Raw genomic sequence first — 18,434 nt, 5'->3', positions numbered from 1 at the left:
TACCCGGCCTACGGTTTGCGGTTTGTAGGCCCGGTAAGGCGAAGCCGCCACCGGGCACAACAATCAATGCGCGATCGGCTGCGCACCGTGTGGTTCGCGTACGTGCTTGTACTTGAACAGCACGATGAACGCGAAGAACAGCACCAGTGAGTACCCGGCGAAGATCAGCCACACTGGCTGCCAGTTGGTGATGCCGTTGGTGGTATACATCTCAACCACTTTACCGCTCACCACGCCGCCCAGAATACAGCCGAAGCCGTTGGTCATCATCAGGAACATGCCCTGCGCGCTGGCGCGAATTTCAGGTTTCACCTCTTTTTCTACAAACACCGAGCCGGAGATGTTGAAGAAGTCGAAGGCGCAGCCGTAAACAATCATCGACAGAACCAGCAGCACGGTGCCGAACGCGCTTGGGTCGCCGTAGGCGAACAGACCGAAGCGCAACATCCAGGCAGCGATACTGATCAGCATGACGTTCTTGATGCCGTAGCGGCTCAGGAAGAACGGGATGGTCAGGATGAACAGCGTCTCAGAGATCTGCGAGATGGACATCATCACCGACGCGTGTTCGACGATAAAGCTCCCGGCAAACAGCGGATCGTTATCGAAGCTGTGCAGGAAGGTATTACCGAACATGTTGGTGATTTGCAGTTCCGCGCCCAGCAGCATGGAGAAGATAAAGAAGATCGCCATGCGCTTGTTTTTAAACAGTGCGAAGGCGTCCAGGCCAAGCATGGTGCTCCAGCTCTGGTTTTTCTGCTGGTTAGAAACCGGAATGGTGGGCAGTGTCAGGGTGAACAGCGCCAGCAGTACGGAGAGCGCCGCGCCGATGTAGAGCTGCATATGGCTCAGCTCGAAGCCCGCGAAGCTCACGCCCCACATCGCCATGATAAAGCCGATGGTGCCCCAGATACGGATTGGCGGGAAGTCGGTGACGATATCCAGACCGGCAGATTTCAGGCGATAGTAGGAGATGGTGTTGATCAGGCCAAGCGTTGGCATATAGGCCAGCGAGTTAAGCAGGATCACCATGAACATCGCCCCCGGCGTGGTCACTTCGGCCGCCATAAACAGCGTCCCCGCACCCACCAGGTGGCAAAGCATATACAGCCATTTCGCACTTAACCATTTATCCGCCACGATACCGAGCAGCGTTGGCATGAAAACAGCCGCAATACCCAGCGAGCTGTAGACGGCACCGATTGACGCACCATCGAACTTGAGCGTCACAAACATATAGGAGCCGAGTGTAGTCAGCCAGCTACCCCACAGGCAGAACTGCAGAAACGACAAGATTTTAAGCTGCAGCTTAAGGTTCATGTTACTTTCCTCACAAGTGAGCGGGAGATATGTTGTTATAGGAACATTCAGGGTTGTTATTTGATGCAATTCTATCAGTTGGCAAGGATATGTTTTGTTACCTCCCGCAAAAAAATGCAATCCACATTAATTTGCAGTTTGGATTGTGATGCAAATAGCATTTTTGTATGGGTGGGATGAGATGGGTGCGGTCTGATGCCCCCTCACCCTAACCCTCTCCCCAAAGGGGAGAGGGAACTTGAACACCCTCTCCCCTTTGGGGAGAGGGCAGGGTGAGGGGTGGTGTTGGTTTCTAGCGGCGACGGTAGTTCTTCTGCGCCGTATTCACCTTATACAGATAGCGGCGGGATTCCGCAGACGGGTGGCGAGTGGTCAGCGTGGAGTACACGTCCCCCGGCGCCATGCTGTTGATGATGTTCGCGGCCTGAACTTTATCGTTCGAGAAGACGCGCAGGACGCTGCCCGCTCCGCCGTTGTAGGCGGTGATCACCGCATAGCGACGTGAAGTCGGGTTATCAATCCCGCCGAGATAAACATTGTTCAGCATCGCCAGATATGCGGTACCGGTATCAATGTTGCTTTGCGGGTCAAACAGGTAGCTGCGGCTCGGCGTACCGGATTTCCCCTGCGCGCGGAACACGTCTTTACCGGCGCTGTGCTGCACAACCTGCATCAGCCCCAGCGCGTCGGAACGGCTCACCGCATACGGGTTGAACGAGGATTCGGTCTGCATAATCGCCAGGATCAGCGACTCATCCACGCCATACTTACGCGACGCCTGACGCACCATGCCCAGATACTTATGCGCACGCTTGTCGAGGTGGTTCGGCACCAGGTTGATCGTAACGCTATAGATCACCTTCAGGCCATTGGTGCGGCTTTTCAGGCGCGTTTGCAGCAAATAGTCTGCGAAGTTCGTCGCGCGACCTTCCCAGCGAATCGGCTGACCGGTCTGGTCAACGACCTGCCCATACAGGAATGGCTCTTTGGAGATAGTGATGTCATCGGCATCAGAGTAGAGATCGATAGATCCCGGATCGTCGCCCATCAGCAGGGTTTTGATGATGGCCTGACGTAAATGCGCCGCAGGTTCAGTCCCCGCGATGGTTTCAATCGTAATCGTACCGTCATCGAAGTTGATGTGGCTACGGGTCTGATAGGCGTCGGTATACTTAACGTAGTCCTTCGGTCCGGCAATAAGAACTTCGTTAAATCCCCATATGTTCTCGATGTTATGGGCAAACTGCCCCATCAAAATGTCAAAACCGTTGGTGTCCTTAACCCAGGCTTCGTTATAGCTATCGCCCTTTTTGGAAGAACAAGACACAAGCAACGGCGCAACAAGTGCTAGCGCTAATAGTTTTTTCATCATTCCGGGAGTGCGTGTTGTGTTTGCTTTGAGGTTGCTGTTGCCGGGTGGCGCTGCGCTTACCCGGCCTACATAACCGTAGGCCCGTGCAAGCGCAGCGCCGCCGGGCAGCAGCCGCAGAGTATTATTTTTCCGGTGGCGTATAGCCTTCGATGTGGACGTCTTTACCCTCGAACAGGAAGTTCACCATCTCCTGCTCCAGCAGCTTGCGGTGTTCCGGGTTCATCATGCTGAGCTTTTTCTCGTTGATCAGCATGGTCTGTTTTTTCTGCCACTGTCCCCAGGCTTCTTTGGAGATCTCGTTGTAAATGCGTTTACCCAGGTCGCCCGGGTAGAGCTGGAAATCCTGGCCTTCAGCGTCGCGCTGCAGGAAAGTACAAAAAATGGTTCTGGCCATACTCATTCCTCTTTGTCTTGCCGATGCTAAACCATTGCACCGACACGTAATTGCTGTAACAGGCGCTCCACGGGAGCCGCCAGCCCGACTGATGGCGGTTGCGCTAAGTTATACCAGAGAGCGGTGCCTTCATCCATGCAGGAGGTGAATGAGGACACGGGAAGCCACATAGGCACAATATCCAGATGGAAATGGCTGAAGGTATGACGGAACGCGTTCAGCTGCGTCAGGGTATCGGCCGCAATGCCGCGCTGTTCAAGCCATGCCCGAAGCGAAGCTTCATCCTCAAACTGTGGGAAGCAGTATAGACCACCCCACAGGCCACTCGGCGGGCGCTGGGCGAGAAACACCTCGTCGCCATGCTGCATCAGCAGCATGTACCCGGTGCGTTCAGGCAGCGTCTGCTTCGGTTTTTTCCCCGGATACTGCGCCCAGGAGTGGTTCGCATAGGCCACGCAGAGGTTATTTACCGGGCAGAGTTCGCACTTCGGTTTTGAACGGGTGCAGACTATCGCGCCCAGATCCATCATCGCCTGGTTAAAACGCTCCACCCCTTTCGCCGGAGTGACCGCTTCACTGATCTCCCACAGGCGCTTCTCAACCTCTTTCTTGCCCGGCCAGCCTTCTACGGCGTAGCAGCGTGCCAGCACGCGCTTGACGTTGCCGTCGAGAATAGGGAAATGCTTGCCTAAAGACAGGGAAAGGATTGCGCCTGCGGTTGAACGCCCGACGCCGGGCAAATCCGCCACCTCGTCAAAGGTCTCCGGGAATTTACCGTTGTGGCGGGTGGCGACCTGCTGTGCGGCTTTGTGCAGGTTGCGCGCGCGGGCGTAATAGCCGAGGCCTGTCCACAGGTGCAATACCTCGTCTAACGGCGCGTTGGCCAGATCGGTGATTGTCGGGAAGCGCGCCATAAAACGCTCGAAGTAAGGAATGACCGTCGCGACCTGCGTTTGTTGCAACATCACCTCGGAGAGCCATACTTTGTAAGGCGTTTTTTCAATTTGCCAGGGCAGGGTTTTACGCCCGTATTTGTCGTACCAGTCCAGCACCTGGGCTGAAAATTGAGAGGCTTGCATGGTCATCGATTCGCTTAATCAGGGAGGCAGATTGCAGCACAGCGTCAATCTGCTGTAAACCGGATCTTTCCCATGCTTGCATAGAAGCCTTAACTTTGGATAATGCCCGTTTCCCGTACACTCTCACAAGCAGACAACTCTTTTATGAAAAACGACGTCATTTCACCGGAATTTGATGAAAACGGTCGCCCGCTGCGCCGTATTCGCAGCTTTGTCCGCCGTCAGGGCCGCCTGACAAAAGGGCAGCAACACGCGCTGGACAACTACTGGCCGGTGATGGGCGTTGAGTTCAGCGAGCAGCCGCTCGACTTTACCGAGCTGTTTGGCCGCGATGCGCCAGTGACGCTGGAGATCGGTTTCGGTATGGGCACCTCGCTGGTCACTATGGCGAAAGCGCGCCCGGAGCAGAACTTCCTCGGTATTGAAGTGCACTCGCCAGGCGTCGGTGCGTGTCTGGCAACGGCCCACGAGGAGGGCGTTGAGAACCTGCGCGTTATGTGTCACGACGCGGTGGAAGTGCTGCATAAAATGATTCCTGACAATTCTTTGAACATGGTTCAGCTCTTTTTCCCTGACCCGTGGCACAAAGCGCGTCATAATAAACGCCGTATCGTTCAGGCGCCGTTTGCCGAGCTGGTGAAAAGTAAGCTTAAGCTGGGCGGCGTCTTCCACATGGCGACCGACTGGGAACCTTATGCGGAACACATGCTGGAAGTGATGTCGTCGCTGGACGGGTATAAAAACCAGTCTGAAAGCAACGACTACGTACCGCGTCCGGATTCACGTCCGGTGACAAAATTTGAACAGCGTGGCCATCGTCTTGGTCACGGCGTATGGGACTTAATGTTCGAGAGGGTGAAATAATGGCAAAGAATCGTAGCCGTCGTCTGCGTAAAAAGATGCACATCGAAGAATTCCAGGAAGTGGGTTTCTCCGTTGCCTGGCGTTTCCCGGAAGGCACCAGCGTTGAGCAGATCGATCAGGACGTTGATGCGTTCATCAACGAGGTGATCGAACCCAACAAGCTGGCCTTCGACGGTAGCGGCTATCTGGCGTGGGAAGGTCTGATTTGCACCCAGGAAGTGGGGAAATGCACCGAAGAACATCAGGCGCTGGTACGCAAATGGCTTGAAGACCACAAACTGGAAGATGTCCGCGTCAGCGAACTTTTCGACGTTTGGTGGGACTAATAAAGCAAGAACGGGGCCAGCATTAGCTGGCCCATTTTGTCTGAGGGAGTGTTGAAGATGCGTAAAACGTTGCTGGCGGTTGCTTTACTGGCAATCGGAACCACCGCCCATGCGGAGTATAAATGTAGCGTCACCCCGCGTGACGACGTGGTATTAAGCCCGCAAACCGTGCAGGTTAAGGGCGAGAATGGCAATCTGGTGATCACGCCGGATGGCAACGTGACGTTTAACGGCAAACAGCAAAACCTGACGGCCGCCCAGCGCGAGCAGGCGATGGACTACCAGGCCGAGTTGCGTACCGCGCTGCCATGGATAAACGATGGCGCGCTGACCCGCGTTGAGAAGGGCCGCGTGGCGCTGGATAAAATCATCACCAAAGAGGTGGGGGAGAGCAGCAATATGCGCACCCGCCTGACGAAGCTGGATAAACAGCTGAAAGAACAGATGAACCGCATTATTGAGACGCGCTCTGATGGCCTGACGTTCCACTATAAGGCGATCGATCAGGTGCGAGCCGACGGTCAGCAGCTGGTGAACCAGGCGATGGGCGGCATTCTCCAGGACAGCATCAACGAGATGGGCGCCAAAGCGGTGCTGAAAGGCGGCGGTAATCCGTTGCAGGGTGTACTGGGTAGCCTGGGCGGACTGCAAACCTCGATTCAGAACGAGTGGAAGAATCAGGAAGCCGATTTCCAGCAGTTCGGCAAAGACGTGTGTAAACGCGTGGTGTCCCTGGAAGACAGCCGGAAGGCGCTGGTGGGGACGCTGAAGTAACGCCTCTGCGCGTAGGGCCCCTCACCCCGGCCCTCTCCCCAGGGGAGAGGGAGTAACCAGTTCCCTCTCCCCTGGGGAGAGGGTTAGGGTGAGGGCATCAGGCATTGCAATCGTTGCAGAATAGCCATCAGCATCTCCTCCTCATTAGCCCTGAATTCATGATTCCAGAACCGTAAGACTTCCCAGCCGTTCGCATTCAAAAACTCGGTGCGACGAGAGTCATAGGCCTCTTTATCCTGATGTTGCCCCCCGTCCAGCTCAACAATCAGTTTCGCCTTAAAGCAGGCAAAATCCACGATGTACGGCCCAACCGGCATCTGTCGGCGAAACTTATACCCAAAGAAGCGGCGACCTCTGAGCAGATACCAGAGGCGTAATTCTTCGGGTGTCATTTGTTTGCGGAGTTGTTTTGATTTTTCCATCCCCACACTCTGCCAGCCTTTCCCTCAACCAGCAGAACGGGATGTAAAATCCTGAATCAGCCTTCAGGATTTTCAGCGAGGAACAGCTCAAGAAGGGAGTTTAGGAACAGCTTACCGTGCTCGGTGATCTGCCAGTACTCATCACACTCGGTCAGATACCCCTGCGCCAGCGCCTCGTCAATCTGCGGACGAATCACCGACTCTGACAACCCGGTGTAGAGCGCAAACTCCGCGCGCGGTGCGGCTTCCAGCAGACGGAAGCGGTTCATAAAGAACTCAAACGGCTTATCCACCGCCTCGACGTCATGCTGACGCTCCAGGTAGCGGCCTTCCATAAACCCGCGCGGATGACGCGTTTTTGCAGTGCGCAGAATGCGCCCGTCCGGGAAGGTCACTTTGCCGTGTGCCCCGCAGCCAATCCCCAGATAATCACCAAAGCGCCAGTAGTTCAGGTTGTGCTGACACTGATAGCCCGGCTTCGCATACGCCGAGGTTTCGTATTGCTGATACCCCGCCGCGGTCAAAAGCTGGTGGCCCTGCTCGAAGATATCCCACAGCGCGTCATCGTCCGGCAGCACCGGAGGACGGGAACCAAACAGGGTGTTCGGTTCAATGGTCAACTGATACCACGACAGATGCGGCGGGTTCAGTTCAATTGCCTGACGCAAATCGTCCAGCGCTTCTTCCAGCGACTGATCCGGCAGGCCGTGCATCAAATCGAGGTTAAAACTGCGCAGCCCAAGCCCCGTTGCCAGGTTCGCCGCGCGCTTTGCCTCTTCCGGGCCATGAATGCGCCCCAGGCGCTTCAGCTTTGGCTCGCTAAAGCTCTGCACGCCGATGGAGATACGGTTCACGCCCGCGCGCTGATACTCGACAAAACGGTCGGCCTCAACGGTGCCCGGGTTGGCTTCCATCGTAATTTCAGCATCCGCTGCCAGGTTCAGGCGTGCGCGCACACCGTCCAGCAGCGTCTGCATCGCCGGGCCTGAAAGCAGGCTCGGCGTACCGCCACCAATAAAAATGGTCTTCACTTCACGTCCCTGTGCGTACGGTACATCGGCATCCAGATCGGCCAGCAGATGCGCGACGTAATCATCGTGCGGCACTTCGCCCTTCAGCGCGTGCGAGTTGAAATCGCAGTACGGGCATTTCTGCACGCACCATGGGATGTGAATATAAAGACTCAGAGGCGGCAAATTAGCCATTACGCAGTGCTTCCAGTAACAGTTTCAGGGCGCGTCCACGGTGGGAGATCGCGCTTTTCTCTTCGCGGGTGAGTTCCGCAGCGGTTTTGCCCTCGGTCGGGACAAAGAAAATCGGGTCGTAACCAAAGCCGCCGTTGCCCGCCGCTTCACGGGTGATCACGCCCGGCCAGCTGCCGTGACAGACAATCGGCGTGGGATCTTCCGCGTGACGCATGTAGACCAGCACGCAGTGGAATTGCGCGGTACGCTGTTCGTCAGGGACGTCGTTCAGGGCCACAAGCAGCTTTTCCAGGTTCTGCTGGTCGGTGGCGTCCACCCCGGAATAGCGGGCGGAGTAAATCCCCGGCGCACCGCCCAGAAAATCCACGGCCAGACCGGAGTCATCGGCAATCGCGGGCAGCCCGGTGATCTGCGCCGCATGGCGCGCTTTCAGAATGGCGTTTTCGATAAACGTCAGGCCGGTCTCTTCGGCGGAGTCCACGCCCAGCTCGGTCTGAGCCACCACGTCCAGCCCAAAATCATGTAATAGCGAGGCCAGCTCGCGCACTTTACCGGCATTACCGGTGGCGAGAACAACTTTCTGCATGGTTTAGTCCTGTTTTGTCAGAGCCGCGACTTCCGTCGGGATAGATTGCGGGTTAAGGATTTTTACCTGTTTATGCCGGCCAAGTTCACCTTTCTCAATGATGACCTGGCTTTTAGCGACGCGAAACTGTTTTGCCAGATATTTGGTCAGATGCGCATTCGCCTGGCCGTCAACGGGCGGGGCAGTGATGGCGACTTTTAGCTCGTCGCCATGCAGCCCAACAATGCTGTCGCGGCTGGCTTTCGGCTGAATGTACAGCCGTAAAACCAGCCCGTCGGCGCAGGGGCTAACTGCACTCATAACGCCATCCACAGCCCCGGCAGCAGCATATTACCCGTCGCCTGTAACAGTTCCGCGATACCCATATTCAGCACGTACAGCAGCAGAACGAGAAGCATCGGGGAGAAGTCGATTCCGCCCATCGCAGGCAGCAGGCTACGGATCGGACGCAGCAATGGTTCAGTCAGCTGAATCAACGCGTACTCCACCGGGCTACGGCCCCGGCTTACCCAGCTCATAATCGCCATCACCAGCAGGACCCAGAAGATCAGCGAGCCGACGGTTTTAACCAGGATCAGAACGGCTGAAATCCAGATAATCGGCTGGAAAGTGATGACCATAAACAGCACGATCGCTTTGATAACGCTCAGAATAAACGCCATCAGCAGAGATGAACTGTCAATCGGCCCCATTGCCGGAATGATGCGGCGAAGCGGCCCCACAATGGGCTGCGTGATTTTCACGATAAATTGTGAGAATGGATTGTAAAAATCACAACGGGCCCACTGCATCCAGACGCGCAGTAGCAGCGCCATCGTATACAGTTCAATGACCGTTGAAAGCAGGAAAGTCAACGTCTTCATGGCGTTCCTCAGGTTTCCTTATTATTGGGTGTAATCGCGCGCACCGAAAATTGCTGTGCCGATGCGCACCATGGTGCTGCCTGCCGCGATGGCGGCTTCCATATCGTCCGACATGCCCAGAGAAAGCGTGTCTACCGTGTCATAGCGCGCTTTAAGCGCCTCAAATGCTACAGCCATTTGCTGTGCTACGGCAAACTGCCTTTCATAACTTGACTCTGGTGCCGGAATGGCCATCAGTCCGCGCAGGGTTAAGCGCGGCAGCGCCGCCACGTCCGCCGCCAGCGCATCCAGTTCGCTCAGCGTAATGCCGGACTTGCTGTTTTCATCACTGATGTTGATTTGAATCAGCACGTTAAGCGCTGGCATCTCCATAGGGCGCTGGTCGCTCAAACGGGTAGCGATACGCAGACGATCGATGGTGTGACACCAGTCGAAGTGCTCTGCTACCAGACGGCTTTTGTTCGACTGTAGCGGACCGATAAAGTGCCACTGCAGGTCTGTATTTCCCCGCTCCCGGAAAACGCGAATCTTATCTACGCCTTCCTGCACATAGTTTTCACCAAAGGCACGATGACCGGCGGCTATCGCTTCTGCGATGGCGCTCGCAGGCTTGGTTTTGCTGACTGCAAGCAACGTAATTTCTTCTGAAGCACGGCCGCAACGCGTTGCCGCGGCTGAGATTTTGTCCCGGACCTGTGCCAGGTTATGCGCAATGTCGTTCATTTTCCGAGGAGTTGTCTATGGATGTGGAAGAAATTGTGGCCCTTAGTGTAAAGCATAACGTCTCCGATCTACACCTGTGCAGTGATTCACCACCGCGCTGGCGCAGGTCAGGCCGTCTTGAACCTGCGCCGTTTCCGCCCCCCGATGTGGAGGCGTTATTAAAAGCGTGGCTCAACGACGAGCAGCAGGGTGCCTGGTGGGCAAACGGGCAGGTAGATTTTGCCGTTACCCTCACAGGCGGTCAGCGGCTGCGCGGCAGTGCGTTTAAGCATATGCACGGCGTTTCGATCGCGCTACGCCTGTTGCCGCTGACGTGTCCGCAGCTCTCTGCGCTAGGCGTGCCGCGCGCGATCCCGGAGCTTTTGTCCAATGACAATGGCCTGATTCTGGTCACCGGCGCCACCGGCAGCGGGAAATCGACCACCCTGGCCGCGATGGTCGATTTTCTCAATCACCATACGGACGGGCACATTCTGACCCTGGAAGATCCGGTGGAGTTTATGTACCAGAGTGAACGTTGCCTCATCCGGCAGCGGGAGATAGGCCAGCATAGCCCGTCCTTTGCCGAGGCCCTGCGCAGTGCGCTGCGTGAAGATCCGGATGTGATTCTGCTTGGTGAGCTGCGCGACAGCGAGACGATACGCCTGGCGCTGACGGCGGCTGAGACTGGCCATCTGGTGTTGGCCACGCTGCACACGCGCGGTGCGGCGCAGGCGATCGAGCGCCTGGTCGATACCTTCCCGGCGCAGGAGAAAGATCCGGTTCGTAATCAGCTGGCGGGAAGCCTGCGTGCGGTACTGGCGCAGAAGCTGCGTCAGGATGTCCAGGGCGGGCGCGTGGCGCTGTATGAGCTACTGGTGAATACGTCGGCGGCGGCAAACCTGATCCGCGAAGGCAAAACCTGGCAACTGCCGGGCATTATTCAAACGGGGCAGCAGGCGGGGATGCAGAACTTTGAGCAGAGTCTGGCGGAGCGACGGGCGCAGGGGCGGCTGTAGGCCCCGGCGCTCAGTAACCCTGTTCGAAATAGCTTTCGAGGATAATGACGGCTGAAGCTGAATCCACGCTGCCTTTGTTCAACGCCCGGAAGCCACCGTGCTCGAACAGGCCAGCGCGTGCCTCGACGGTGCTCAAACGTTCATCGTGCAGCTTAACGGAGACACCAAAGCGGCCATGAATTTTGTTCGCGAACTTGCGTGCGCGGGCGGTAAGCGGCTGCTCGGTGCCGTCCATGTTCAACGGCAGACCGACAATCACGTCGTCCGGCTGCCACTCTTTGAGCAAGCGCTCAATAAGGTTCCAGCCCGGCGTGCCGTCGTTAGCTTTCAGCGCTGTGAGCGGGCGGGCGGTGCCGGTGATCCGTTGACCCACAGCGACGCCGATGCTTTTGGTGCCGAAGTCAAAGGCGAGAAGGGTGCCGCTCATTACGCGTGCCCCGCAACGCCAGGCATGGTCAGAATATCAATGCCAATCAGTTTTGCCGCGTCACGCCAGCGATCGGCGATAGGGGTTTTAAACAGGATATTCATATCCGCAGGGGCCGTCAGCCAGGCGTTATCCAGAATTTCTTGTTCCAGCTGCCCTTTTTCCCAGGAAGCGTAGCCGAGCGCAACCAGCACCTCAGAAGGCTGATTTGCCGTGCCCAGTGTTTCGAGCACATCGCGAGAGGTGGTGACGACGGTGTTATCGGAGATACGAATGCTGGACGAGAAAACCGGCGGGGTATGCAGGATAAAGCCACGATCTTCTGCAAGCGGTCCGCCGAGCATCACCGGTTTATCAAGACGGATTTCCGGCAGCCGCGCTTCAGCAGGGATTTTCAGCTTGTCCAGAATGCCTTCGACCTGAAGGTTTTCCAGCGGCTTATTGATGATAATCCCCATTGCGCCGTCTTCGTTGTATTCGCAAATATAGACCACGGCGCGGCGGAAAATCGGATCCTGGAGAGCAGGCATGGCAATAAGAAAGTGATGCTGTAAATTCATTGTCAGAGGTACTGTTTCCTGGTTTAAAAAGCGACAGCGCCCAGTATGGGGATAAACACAGGCGCTGTCACAGGTTATTTCTGTAAACGTTTTTCGATAGCGTCCATCAGCATTCCGGTGATCGAGATCGGGAATTCCGCTTCGATTTCACGAATGCAGGTCGGGCTGGTGACGTTCACTTCGGTCAGACGATCGCCGATGATATCGAGGCCAACGAAGATCAGGCCTTTGGCTTTCAGCGTAGGGCCGACGCGGCGGGCAATTTCCCAGTCGCTTTCGCTTAACGGACGCGGTTCGCCACGGCCTCCGGCCGCCAGGTTGCCACGGGTTTCACCACCCTGCGGGATACGCGCCAGGCAGTAAGGCACCGGCTCGCCGTCTACAACCAGCACACGCTTGTCACCGTCTTTAATGGCCGGCAGATAGTTTTGCGCCATGCAGTAGCGGGTCCCCAGCTCGGTCAGCGTTTCGGCAATTACGCCAATGTTCGGGTCGCCCTCTTTCACGCGGAAGATCGATGCGCCGCCCATGCCGTCCAGCGGCTTCATGATGATGTCGCCGTGCTTCTGCCAGAATTCTTTCAGCTGCGTTTTGCTGCGGGTGACCAGCGTTTCCGGCGTCAGGTCAGAGAACCATGCGGTATAGAGCTTCTCGTTGCAGTCGCGCAGGCTCTGCGGCTTATTGACGATCAGCGTGCCTTTCTCTTCGGCACGCTCAAGGATATAGGTGGAGTAAATGTATTCGGTGTCGAACGGCGGATCTTTACGCATCAGGATGACGTTAAGGTCGGCCAGGGCAATATCCTGCTCGGTGCCGAATTCGTACCATTTTTCGTAGTTCTGCTCGACGTTAACGATGCGGGTACGTGCGCGGGCTTCACCGTTGATCAGGTACAGATCGTTCATCTCCATATAGTGGAGTTCATAGCCGCGACGCTGCGCTTCCAGCAGCATAGCGAAGCTGGAATCTTTCTTAATGTTAATGTTTGCGATGGGGTCCATCACGATGCCGAGCTTAATCATGTTCTTCTCCGGTTATGGGTCAGGCTTTGCTTCAACCCAGATCGCCAAATCGCACCTGTAGGGCGGTAATGGCGGTGAGTGCCGTTGTCTCAGTGCGCAGAACGCGAGGTCCCAACAGAATATCAGTAAACTGGTAACGCGCCGTCATGGCGATTTCGTCAGCCGACAGGCCGCCTTCCGGGCCAATCAGCAGGCGTACGCGCTCAACGGGCAGCGGCAGCGTATTGATGCTGGCGCTGGCGCGCGGATGAAGATTAAGCTTAAGCCCGCTTTCCTCTTCTGCACACCAGTCCTCCAGATCCATCGCCGGGCGGATCTCCGGGATGCGGTTGCGGCCACTCTGTTCACAGGCTGCAATGGCAATTTTCTGCCACTGCTGGATCTTTTTGTTCAGACGTTCCGCATCCAGTTTAACGCCGCAGCGCTCAGAAAAAAGTGGCGTAATGAGGCTTACACCCAGTTCAATGGATTTCTGAATGGTGAACTCCATCTTTTCCCCGCGCGACATCACCTGGCCAAGGTGAATGTGCAGCGGGGATTCCCGGTCGTCCACGTCGCCACGCAGCACCTTCACGTGCACGCTTTTTTTATCGGCGCGCGTAATTTCAGCGTCAAAAATCTGATTTGAGCCGTCAAAGAGCTGAATCGCCTGGCCTGCGCCCATGCGCAGCACGCGGCCTACGTGGTTTGCGGCATCATCAGACAGGGCGATTTCGCCGCCTGGGGTAATCAGTTCAGGGTGATAGATGCGAGGGATGCGCATAGTCAGAAATTCCATGTGTCATGCGATATAAGCGAATTGCCGTAGTGTAGGTTAGCTCTTTTGCGCCTGGCAAGCCCGCTGGACGTAAGGGTTGTGATTCCCCTGGACTTTGGCGATACGTTCGTCGCGCTGGCATTCCCAGTCCGTCACCGGGTAGAGCTTGTCCCAGGCATTGAAGAGCTGCGTCTGCTGGCGGGAAAGGTTGAGATCGTAGCGGTCGCGCATATAGAAGTAAGTGCGGGCGATGCTGCCGCGCGCGCGGGCAGGCGGTTCGGCGAGTTTCTCTTTGAAATCGACCTTCATGGCGCACTGACCGTACTGGCCTTCGCCACCGTTCCACTGGCTGTACATGAAGTTTCCGCGGTCGCCATTGACTTCACCCACGGCGGGTTGCAGGTTGTGCATATCGCTTTCCATCTGGCGGTAGACCGGATCTTTTGCGCAATTTTTACGTCCACCGTCCTGCCAGCACTGGCGCTGGTGGCCAAACTGCCAGGCCGGAACAACGTGTTCCCATTCGATTCGGCTGGCGCGGTTCTCGTTCTTGCGCACCTTATAGCCGCAGGATCCCAGATCCACGACCCCTTTCTTACCCTGCCAGTTAATTTTACAGCCGCAGTAGAAATCACCCGGTACGTCGGCGTTAATCTTTACGCCTGCGGTTTTTGCCTGTGAGAAACTGTGAATTCCGTCGGCCAGAGCATGGCCGGAGAGCGCCGTCGCCAGAAAAGCGACTGCGAGAGAAACATTACGGGACATCTTACACTCCGTGTCAAAACGAGCCCGCAACGTAACGAATGTTGTTCCCGTATGCAATCAGTCAGATCAGGAAAGTTCCTGAAAGTTCGAGTGATTATTCCGCCACCAGTGGTTCGCCGCACTTTACGCAGCGATAGGTCGCCTCGCCGCGCACCACGCGGTTGTGACGGCGGACGGTAAGCTGGTGCTGCTGGCACTGGCAGCGGTAGGGAAACGTATTGCGGCGTACCGATTCCAGCTCGAACTGGTGGGTGCGGCGAGCCGGAACGCCGAGCACCGCCTCCATCATCCATTTCCACTCTTTGCCGTGCGGCGCGACGCGGCCAAAGTGTTTCCACACCAGAAGGTGGGCCAGCTCGTGCGGCACCACTTCTTCGATAAACGCCTGCTGATTTTCCATCATCAACACCGGATTCAGGCGGATCTCATACGATTCCAGCCACGCGGTGCCTGCCGCGGTGCCACGCTGCTGATAGACCAGCTTCGGTTCAGGATAATCGCGGCCGAGCTTCAGGTTGGCCTGGGCGAGTTTTTCCCGCAGGCTGCGCATAACGGCTTGCTGAATGGCGATGGGGAGACGGGGAGATTTCATAGGGGCAGAGCATAAAGCGGGAAGCGGGGAGGCGCAAGAGGCGCCTCCCCGCAGGAGGATCAGTCGTGTGCGCCGATTTCGCGCAGAGGACGACCTTTCATCAGGTTACGTTCAATGTGTTCCAGTGAAACATGTTTGGTTTCAGGAACCAGCCAGATCGTGAGAACAATAAAGAACAGGTTAAGACCGGCGTAGACCCAGAAGGTATTGGCATTACCCAGGGTATTGAGCATGGTCAGGAACGTTGCGCCGACGATCATGTTGGCAATCCAGTTGGTTGCGGTAGAGCAGGTGATACCAAAATCACGCCCTTTCAGCGGCTGGATCTCAGAACACAGCACCCAAATCAGCGGACCGGCGCTCATCGCAAACCCAATGATAAACATCAGCAGCATCGCCACGGCGAAGTACTGTGCCGTCGAGGAGTGAATGCCCATGTGCATCATGGTACCCAGTACGCCCATCCCGATGGCCATCACCAGGAAGCCCAGCGTCAGGGTTGGTTTACGCCCCCAGCGGTCCACCAGACCGATAGCGATAAAGGTCGCCAGCACGTTGGTCAGGCCGACGATCACGGTGCCCCACATCTGTTCGGTGGTGTTGGTGTAGCCCGCCAGTTCGAAGATTTTCGGCGCGTAATACATGATGACGTTCATCCCGGTGAACTGTTGCATGATCTGTAACAGCACACCGAGGAACACCGCGCGGCGGAAGTTGCTGTTCTCTTTGAACAGCGCCCAGCCGGACTGTTTGACCTTCAGGCTTTCGCGGATCTCTTCCAGCTCGTTTTTGGCTTCGGCGCTGGTATCACGCAGGCGTAAGAGCACGCGTTCGGCATCGTGGAAGCGGCGTTTGGCGGCGAACCAGCGCGGGCTGTCCGGCAGGAAGAAGACACCAATCAACAGCAGAATGGCCGGAATGATGATGACGCCCAGCATCCAGCGCCATGCGCCGCTGTAGCTGAAGGCGGTATCGGAAAGATAAGCCCCCAGAATACCGATGGTGATCATCAGCTGGTACATGGAAATCATGCTGCCGCGGATTTTTTCCGGTGCGATTTCAGACAGGTACAGCGGGGCAGTATAAGACGCCACGCCCACTGCCAGACCGAGCAGCACGCGGGAGAGGATCAGCACTTCAACGTTAGGCGCAGCGGCAGAGAACAGTGAGCCGGCAACGAACAGGATCGCACCGATCATCAGGCTCTTTTTACGCCCGAGCTTAAAGGAGAGCCAGCCGCTGCCGACCGCGCCGACGGCGGCACCGAACATCATGGAGCTGACCACCCATTCCTGAGTGTGTGCGCTAATCTGGAACTCATCGGTGATGAAAGGTAATGCACCGGCAATTACGCCAATATCCAGGCCAAAGAGTAATCCTGCCAGAGCGGCGAGGAAGCAGACGAAGAACGTCATTGCCTTATTGGACGTACGCCCCTGTTTATTATTGTCAGGCATTATGCCCTCCAGTTGGGTTATCAGTTTTTACGATATTAAGAGTAGGTGAGCGGCTCATAAAAATATGTGAGTCAAATCACAACGGTGTAATCGGTTACACTAGTTTGTAACCGTAAAAATAATTAAAGCTTTGAAAATATAGAGGTAAATTAATTGATATGCATCGCGTTTGCACAAATTTCAGACTTAACTGAAAGGGAATGTAACAGCAGAAGAAATGCGATCATGCAAAGAGAATATTCTGAAAGCGGGGTATAGAGAGTGAGGTGTAAACGGTTCCAAACATTGCCGGGTGGCGGCTGCGCCTTACCCGGCCTACAAAAATTCACTACCCGTAGGTCGGGTAAGGCATAGCCGCCACCCGACATAAAAAAGGCCAGCACAAAGGCTGGCCTGTTTAAGCTGCTGGCAGTCGTTTATTTCAGACCGGCAGCATCACGCAGCAGGGCGGCTTTGTCGGTTTTTTCCCAAGGGAAATGTTCGCGACCAAAGTGACCGTACGCTGCGGTTTCCTGGTAGATTGGGTGCAGCAGATCCAGCATCTGAATCAGACCGTATGGACGCAGGTCGAAGAACTCACGCACCAGCAGGGTTAGCTGTTCAGAAGGCACTTTTTCAGTACCGAAGGTTTCCACCATGATGGAGGTTGGCTCAGCCACGCCGATGGCGTAGGAAACCTGAATTTCACAGCGGTCAGCCAGGCCCGCAGCAACGATGTTTTTCGCCACATAACGTGCAGCGTACGCCGCAGAACGGTCCACTTTAGACGGGTCTTTACCGGAGAACGCGCCGCCACCGTGGCGCGCCATGCCGCCGTAGGTATCTACGATGATTTTACGACCGGTCAGACCGCAGTCACCCATTGGGCCGCCGATAACGAAGCGTCCGGTTGGGTTGATGAAGAATTTGGTCGCAGAGCTCAGCCATTCAGTTGGCAGAACCGGCTTGATGATCTCTTCCATCACCGCTTCCTGCAGGGATTTCTGGTCAATATCTTCAGCATGCTGCGTGGAAAGAACCACGGCATCAATGCCGACGATTTTCCCGTCGTCATACTGGAAGGTCACCTGGCTTTTCGCATCCGGACGCAGCCACGGCAGGGTGCCGTTTTTACGCACTTCAGCCTGACGCTGCACCAGACGGTGTGCGTAAGTCACCGGCGCTGGCATCAGCACGTCGGTTTCGTTGGTCGCGTAGCCGAACATCAGGCCCTGGTCGCCCGCGCCCTGTTCCAGCGGATCGGCACGGTCAACGCCCTGGTTGATGTCCGGGGACTGTTTGCCGATAGCGCTCAGTACGGCGCAGGAGTTGGCATCAAAGCCCATATCAGAATGTACATAACCGATCTCACGCACCGTGTTACGGGTGATCTCTTCGATATCAACCCATGCGCTGGTGGTGATCTCACCGCCAACCAGAACCATGCCGGTTTTGACATAGGTTTCACACGCTACGCGCGCCTTTGGATCCTGCGCGAGGATCGCATCCAGCACCGCATCGGAGATTTGGTCAGCAATTTTATCAGGATGTCCTTCTGATACGGACTCGGACGTAAACAGGTGTTTTGCCATGTTTTATTTCACCTAAAAGGAATTTGGTTAGCTCGAACTGCTGTGTGGAATAGCCAAAGGAGATAATTCTACCAAGGCCTGCAGGATTTTGACACTGGCAGTCTGAGTGTTAATCGGTATGGATGGATTAACATCTGGACGTCTATTTTAGGTCACTTCTTCACCCGATTTCCAGTTTTTTTTGACTCACCTCTCACTGCGTTGAAAACACGGCTGGAAATTTTTCCTGACGGCGCTGGCAACCTGCGCATTTTTGTTTTGCTTTTTAGCGACCTTCTCGGTATAAAACGCGGCGCGCGGCTCATATAAAATAAGCGCTCGATGAACACATCGTGTCGCCACTTCCAGCCGGGTTAA

22 protein-coding genes are annotated in these 18,434 nt (G+C 56.0%); 4 read left to right on the top strand and 18 right to left on the bottom strand.

Annotation, left to right across the window (positions count from 1 at the left end):
* Positions 1-63 precede the first annotated feature (63 nt).
* The 4 genes from L2Y28_RS18275 to mutY form a co-directional block, all read right to left on the bottom strand.
* Positions 64-1,320 carry a nucleoside permease gene (locus L2Y28_RS18275; protein WP_022649364.1) on the bottom strand — a complete coding sequence of 419 codons (1,257 nt, stop codon included), beginning with the start codon at positions 1,318-1,320 and terminating at the stop codon, positions 64-66.
* A 292-nt stretch (positions 1,321-1,612) separates the two neighbouring features.
* On the bottom strand, positions 1,613-2,689 hold the full coding sequence (gene mltC, locus L2Y28_RS18270) for a membrane-bound lytic murein transglycosylase MltC (RefSeq protein ID WP_032621902.1): 1,077 nt from the start codon (positions 2,687-2,689) through the stop codon (positions 1,613-1,615).
* Between the two features lie 124 nt (positions 2,690-2,813).
* Positions 2,814-3,086, bottom strand: coding sequence for an oxidative damage protection protein (locus L2Y28_RS18265; protein ID WP_003862425.1), 273 nt, complete (start codon positions 3,084-3,086; stop codon positions 2,814-2,816).
* Positions 3,087-3,112: 26 nt separating this feature from the next.
* Positions 3,113-4,165, bottom strand: coding sequence for an A/G-specific adenine glycosylase (gene mutY / locus L2Y28_RS18260; protein ID WP_022649362.1), 1,053 nt, complete (start codon positions 4,163-4,165; stop codon positions 3,113-3,115).
* A 144-nt stretch (positions 4,166-4,309) separates the two neighbouring features.
* Here mutY and trmB point away from each other — a divergent pair, with 144 nt between their 5' ends.
* Genes trmB through L2Y28_RS18245 form a run of 3 tightly spaced genes read left to right on the top strand, consistent with a single transcriptional unit; the run spans position 4,310 to position 6,129 of the window.
* The gene (gene trmB / locus L2Y28_RS18255; RefSeq protein ID WP_022649361.1) at positions 4,310-5,029 is read left to right on the top strand and encodes a tRNA (guanosine(46)-N7)-methyltransferase TrmB; all 720 of its coding nucleotides are present in this window, start codon (positions 4,310-4,312) and stop codon (positions 5,027-5,029) included.
* Positions 5,029-5,355, top strand: a complete 327-nt coding sequence (locus L2Y28_RS18250) for a YggL family protein (protein WP_003862421.1) — start codon at positions 5,029-5,031, stop codon at positions 5,353-5,355. Before trmB ends, L2Y28_RS18250 begins: the two co-directional genes overlap by 1 nt.
* A gap of 57 nt (positions 5,356-5,412) precedes the next feature.
* Entirely contained in the window at positions 5,413-6,129 is a 717-nt protein-coding gene (locus tag L2Y28_RS18245) for a DUF2884 domain-containing protein (protein WP_022649360.1), read from the top strand.
* Between the two features lie 83 nt (positions 6,130-6,212).
* On the opposite strand, the gene L2Y28_RS18240 is transcribed toward L2Y28_RS18245, so the two are convergent.
* From L2Y28_RS18240 to L2Y28_RS18215, 6 genes are read right to left on the bottom strand one after another with little or no spacing between them, the layout of a single operon-like run.
* On the bottom strand, positions 6,213-6,551 hold the full coding sequence (locus L2Y28_RS18240) for an endonuclease domain-containing protein (protein ID WP_022649359.1): 339 nt from the start codon (positions 6,549-6,551) through the stop codon (positions 6,213-6,215).
* Between the two features lie 56 nt (positions 6,552-6,607).
* Entirely contained in the window at positions 6,608-7,756 is a 1,149-nt protein-coding gene (gene hemW / locus L2Y28_RS18235; protein ID WP_022649358.1) for a radical SAM family heme chaperone HemW, read from the bottom strand.
* Complete coding sequence (locus L2Y28_RS18230; RefSeq protein WP_022649357.1) at positions 7,749-8,342, bottom strand: XTP/dITP diphosphatase; 594 nt, start codon at positions 8,340-8,342, stop codon at positions 7,749-7,751. Before L2Y28_RS18230 ends, hemW begins: the two co-directional genes overlap by 8 nt.
* 3 nt (positions 8,343-8,345) lie before the next feature.
* The gene (gene yggU, locus L2Y28_RS18225; protein WP_022649356.1) at positions 8,346-8,642 is read right to left on the bottom strand and encodes a DUF167 family protein YggU; all 297 of its coding nucleotides are present in this window, start codon (positions 8,640-8,642) and stop codon (positions 8,346-8,348) included.
* Positions 8,639-9,205 carry a YggT family protein gene (locus tag L2Y28_RS18220; RefSeq protein WP_003860024.1) on the bottom strand — a complete coding sequence of 189 codons (567 nt, stop codon included), beginning with the start codon at positions 9,203-9,205 and terminating at the stop codon, positions 8,639-8,641. Before L2Y28_RS18220 ends, yggU begins: the two co-directional genes overlap by 4 nt.
* Before the next feature lie 21 nt (positions 9,206-9,226).
* Complete coding sequence (locus tag L2Y28_RS18215; protein WP_022649355.1) at positions 9,227-9,928, bottom strand: YggS family pyridoxal phosphate-dependent enzyme; 702 nt, start codon at positions 9,926-9,928, stop codon at positions 9,227-9,229.
* A 17-nt stretch (positions 9,929-9,945) separates the two neighbouring features.
* Here L2Y28_RS18215 and L2Y28_RS18210 point away from each other — a divergent pair, with 17 nt between their 5' ends.
* The gene (locus tag L2Y28_RS18210; protein ID WP_022649354.1) at positions 9,946-10,926 is read left to right on the top strand and encodes a type IV pilus twitching motility protein PilT; all 981 of its coding nucleotides are present in this window, start codon (positions 9,946-9,948) and stop codon (positions 10,924-10,926) included.
* A gap of 10 nt (positions 10,927-10,936) precedes the next feature.
* Here L2Y28_RS18210 and ruvX read toward each other — a convergent pair whose 3' ends face one another.
* From ruvX to metK, 8 genes are all read right to left on the bottom strand, one after another.
* The gene (gene ruvX, locus L2Y28_RS18205) at positions 10,937-11,353 is read right to left on the bottom strand and encodes a Holliday junction resolvase RuvX (protein ID WP_236919564.1); all 417 of its coding nucleotides are present in this window, start codon (positions 11,351-11,353) and stop codon (positions 10,937-10,939) included.
* Positions 11,353-11,913 (bottom strand): YqgE/AlgH family protein, encoded by a 561-nt coding sequence (locus L2Y28_RS18200; protein ID WP_022649353.1) that lies wholly within the window; start codon positions 11,911-11,913, stop codon positions 11,353-11,355. Before L2Y28_RS18200 ends, ruvX begins: the two co-directional genes overlap by 1 nt.
* A gap of 74 nt (positions 11,914-11,987) precedes the next feature.
* On the bottom strand, positions 11,988-12,935 hold the full coding sequence (gene gshB / locus L2Y28_RS18195; RefSeq protein ID WP_003860032.1) for a glutathione synthase: 948 nt from the start codon (positions 12,933-12,935) through the stop codon (positions 11,988-11,990).
* A gap of 31 nt (positions 12,936-12,966) precedes the next feature.
* Positions 12,967-13,698: a 16S rRNA (uracil(1498)-N(3))-methyltransferase gene (gene rsmE, locus L2Y28_RS18190; RefSeq protein WP_003860033.1), complete on the bottom strand. Its 732-nt coding sequence runs from the start codon at positions 13,696-13,698 to the stop codon at positions 12,967-12,969.
* A gap of 51 nt (positions 13,699-13,749) precedes the next feature.
* On the bottom strand, positions 13,750-14,457 hold the full coding sequence (gene endA / locus L2Y28_RS18185; protein ID WP_022649352.1) for a deoxyribonuclease I: 708 nt from the start codon (positions 14,455-14,457) through the stop codon (positions 13,750-13,752).
* Between the two features lie 94 nt (positions 14,458-14,551).
* Positions 14,552-15,049, bottom strand: coding sequence for a SprT family zinc-dependent metalloprotease (locus tag L2Y28_RS18180; protein ID WP_032621896.1), 498 nt, complete (start codon positions 15,047-15,049; stop codon positions 14,552-14,554).
* Between the two features lie 59 nt (positions 15,050-15,108).
* Positions 15,109-16,506 carry a galactose/proton symporter gene (galP, locus tag L2Y28_RS18175; RefSeq protein WP_022649350.1) on the bottom strand — a complete coding sequence of 466 codons (1,398 nt, stop codon included), beginning with the start codon at positions 16,504-16,506 and terminating at the stop codon, positions 15,109-15,111.
* A 416-nt stretch (positions 16,507-16,922) separates the two neighbouring features.
* Entirely contained in the window at positions 16,923-18,077 is a 1,155-nt protein-coding gene (metK, locus tag L2Y28_RS18170; RefSeq protein ID WP_022649349.1) for a methionine adenosyltransferase, read from the bottom strand.
* Between the last annotated feature and the right edge of the window lie 357 nt (positions 18,078-18,434).

Source organism: Enterobacter sp. JH25 (assembly GCF_021725435.1).
Taxonomy (GTDB): Bacteria; Pseudomonadota; Gammaproteobacteria; order Enterobacterales; family Enterobacteriaceae; genus Enterobacter; species Enterobacter intestinihominis.
Note: the sequence above shows the minus strand (reverse complement) of the source record. Positions and strands in the feature narration are given on the sequence as shown.

Excerpts from the sequence above, each read along its gene's own strand:
- mutY (WP_022649362.1), bottom strand. The coding sequence starts at position 4,165 with ATGCAAGCCTCTCAATTTTCAGCCCAGGTGCTGGACTGGTACGACAAA.
- L2Y28_RS18215 (WP_022649355.1), bottom strand. The coding sequence starts at position 9,928 with ATGAACGACATTGCGCATAACCTGGCACAGGTCCGGGACAAAATCTCA.
- galP (WP_022649350.1), bottom strand. The coding sequence starts at position 16,506 with ATGCCTGACAATAATAAACAGGGGCGTACGTCCAATAAGGCAATGACG.
- gshB (WP_003860032.1), bottom strand. The coding sequence starts at position 12,935 with ATGATTAAGCTCGGCATCGTGATGGACCCCATCGCAAACATTAACATT.
- metK (WP_022649349.1), bottom strand. The coding sequence starts at position 18,077 with ATGGCAAAACACCTGTTTACGTCCGAGTCCGTATCAGAAGGACATCCT.
- L2Y28_RS18210 (WP_022649354.1), top strand. The coding sequence starts at position 9,946 with ATGGATGTGGAAGAAATTGTGGCCCTTAGTGTAAAGCATAACGTCTCC.
- L2Y28_RS18240 (WP_022649359.1), bottom strand. The coding sequence starts at position 6,551 with ATGGAAAAATCAAAACAACTCCGCAAACAAATGACACCCGAAGAATTA.
- endA (WP_022649352.1), bottom strand. The coding sequence starts at position 14,457 with ATGTCCCGTAATGTTTCTCTCGCAGTCGCTTTTCTGGCGACGGCGCTC.
- yggU (WP_022649356.1), bottom strand. The coding sequence starts at position 8,642 with ATGAGTGCAGTTAGCCCCTGCGCCGACGGGCTGGTTTTACGGCTGTAC.
- trmB (WP_022649361.1), top strand. The coding sequence starts at position 4,310 with ATGAAAAACGACGTCATTTCACCGGAATTTGATGAAAACGGTCGCCCG.
- L2Y28_RS18245 (WP_022649360.1), top strand. The coding sequence starts at position 5,413 with ATGCGTAAAACGTTGCTGGCGGTTGCTTTACTGGCAATCGGAACCACC.
- L2Y28_RS18220 (WP_003860024.1), bottom strand. The coding sequence starts at position 9,205 with ATGAAGACGTTGACTTTCCTGCTTTCAACGGTCATTGAACTGTATACG.
- mltC (WP_032621902.1), bottom strand. The coding sequence starts at position 2,689 with ATGAAAAAACTATTAGCGCTAGCACTTGTTGCGCCGTTGCTTGTGTCT.
- L2Y28_RS18275 (WP_022649364.1), bottom strand. The coding sequence starts at position 1,320 with ATGAACCTTAAGCTGCAGCTTAAAATCTTGTCGTTTCTGCAGTTCTGC.
- L2Y28_RS18180 (WP_032621896.1), bottom strand. The coding sequence starts at position 15,049 with ATGAAATCTCCCCGTCTCCCCATCGCCATTCAGCAAGCCGTTATGCGC.
- hemW (WP_022649358.1), bottom strand. The coding sequence starts at position 7,756 with ATGGCTAATTTGCCGCCTCTGAGTCTTTATATTCACATCCCATGGTGC.
- L2Y28_RS18200 (WP_022649353.1), bottom strand. The coding sequence starts at position 11,913 with ATGAATTTACAGCATCACTTTCTTATTGCCATGCCTGCTCTCCAGGAT.
- L2Y28_RS18265 (WP_003862425.1), bottom strand. The coding sequence starts at position 3,086 with ATGGCCAGAACCATTTTTTGTACTTTCCTGCAGCGCGACGCTGAAGGC.
- rsmE (WP_003860033.1), bottom strand. The coding sequence starts at position 13,698 with ATGCGCATCCCTCGCATCTATCACCCTGAACTGATTACCCCAGGCGGC.
- L2Y28_RS18250 (WP_003862421.1), top strand. The coding sequence starts at position 5,029 with ATGGCAAAGAATCGTAGCCGTCGTCTGCGTAAAAAGATGCACATCGAA.
- L2Y28_RS18230 (WP_022649357.1), bottom strand. The coding sequence starts at position 8,342 with ATGCAGAAAGTTGTTCTCGCCACCGGTAATGCCGGTAAAGTGCGCGAG.
- ruvX (WP_236919564.1), bottom strand. The coding sequence starts at position 11,353 with ATGAGCGGCACCCTTCTCGCCTTTGACTTCGGCACCAAAAGCATCGGC.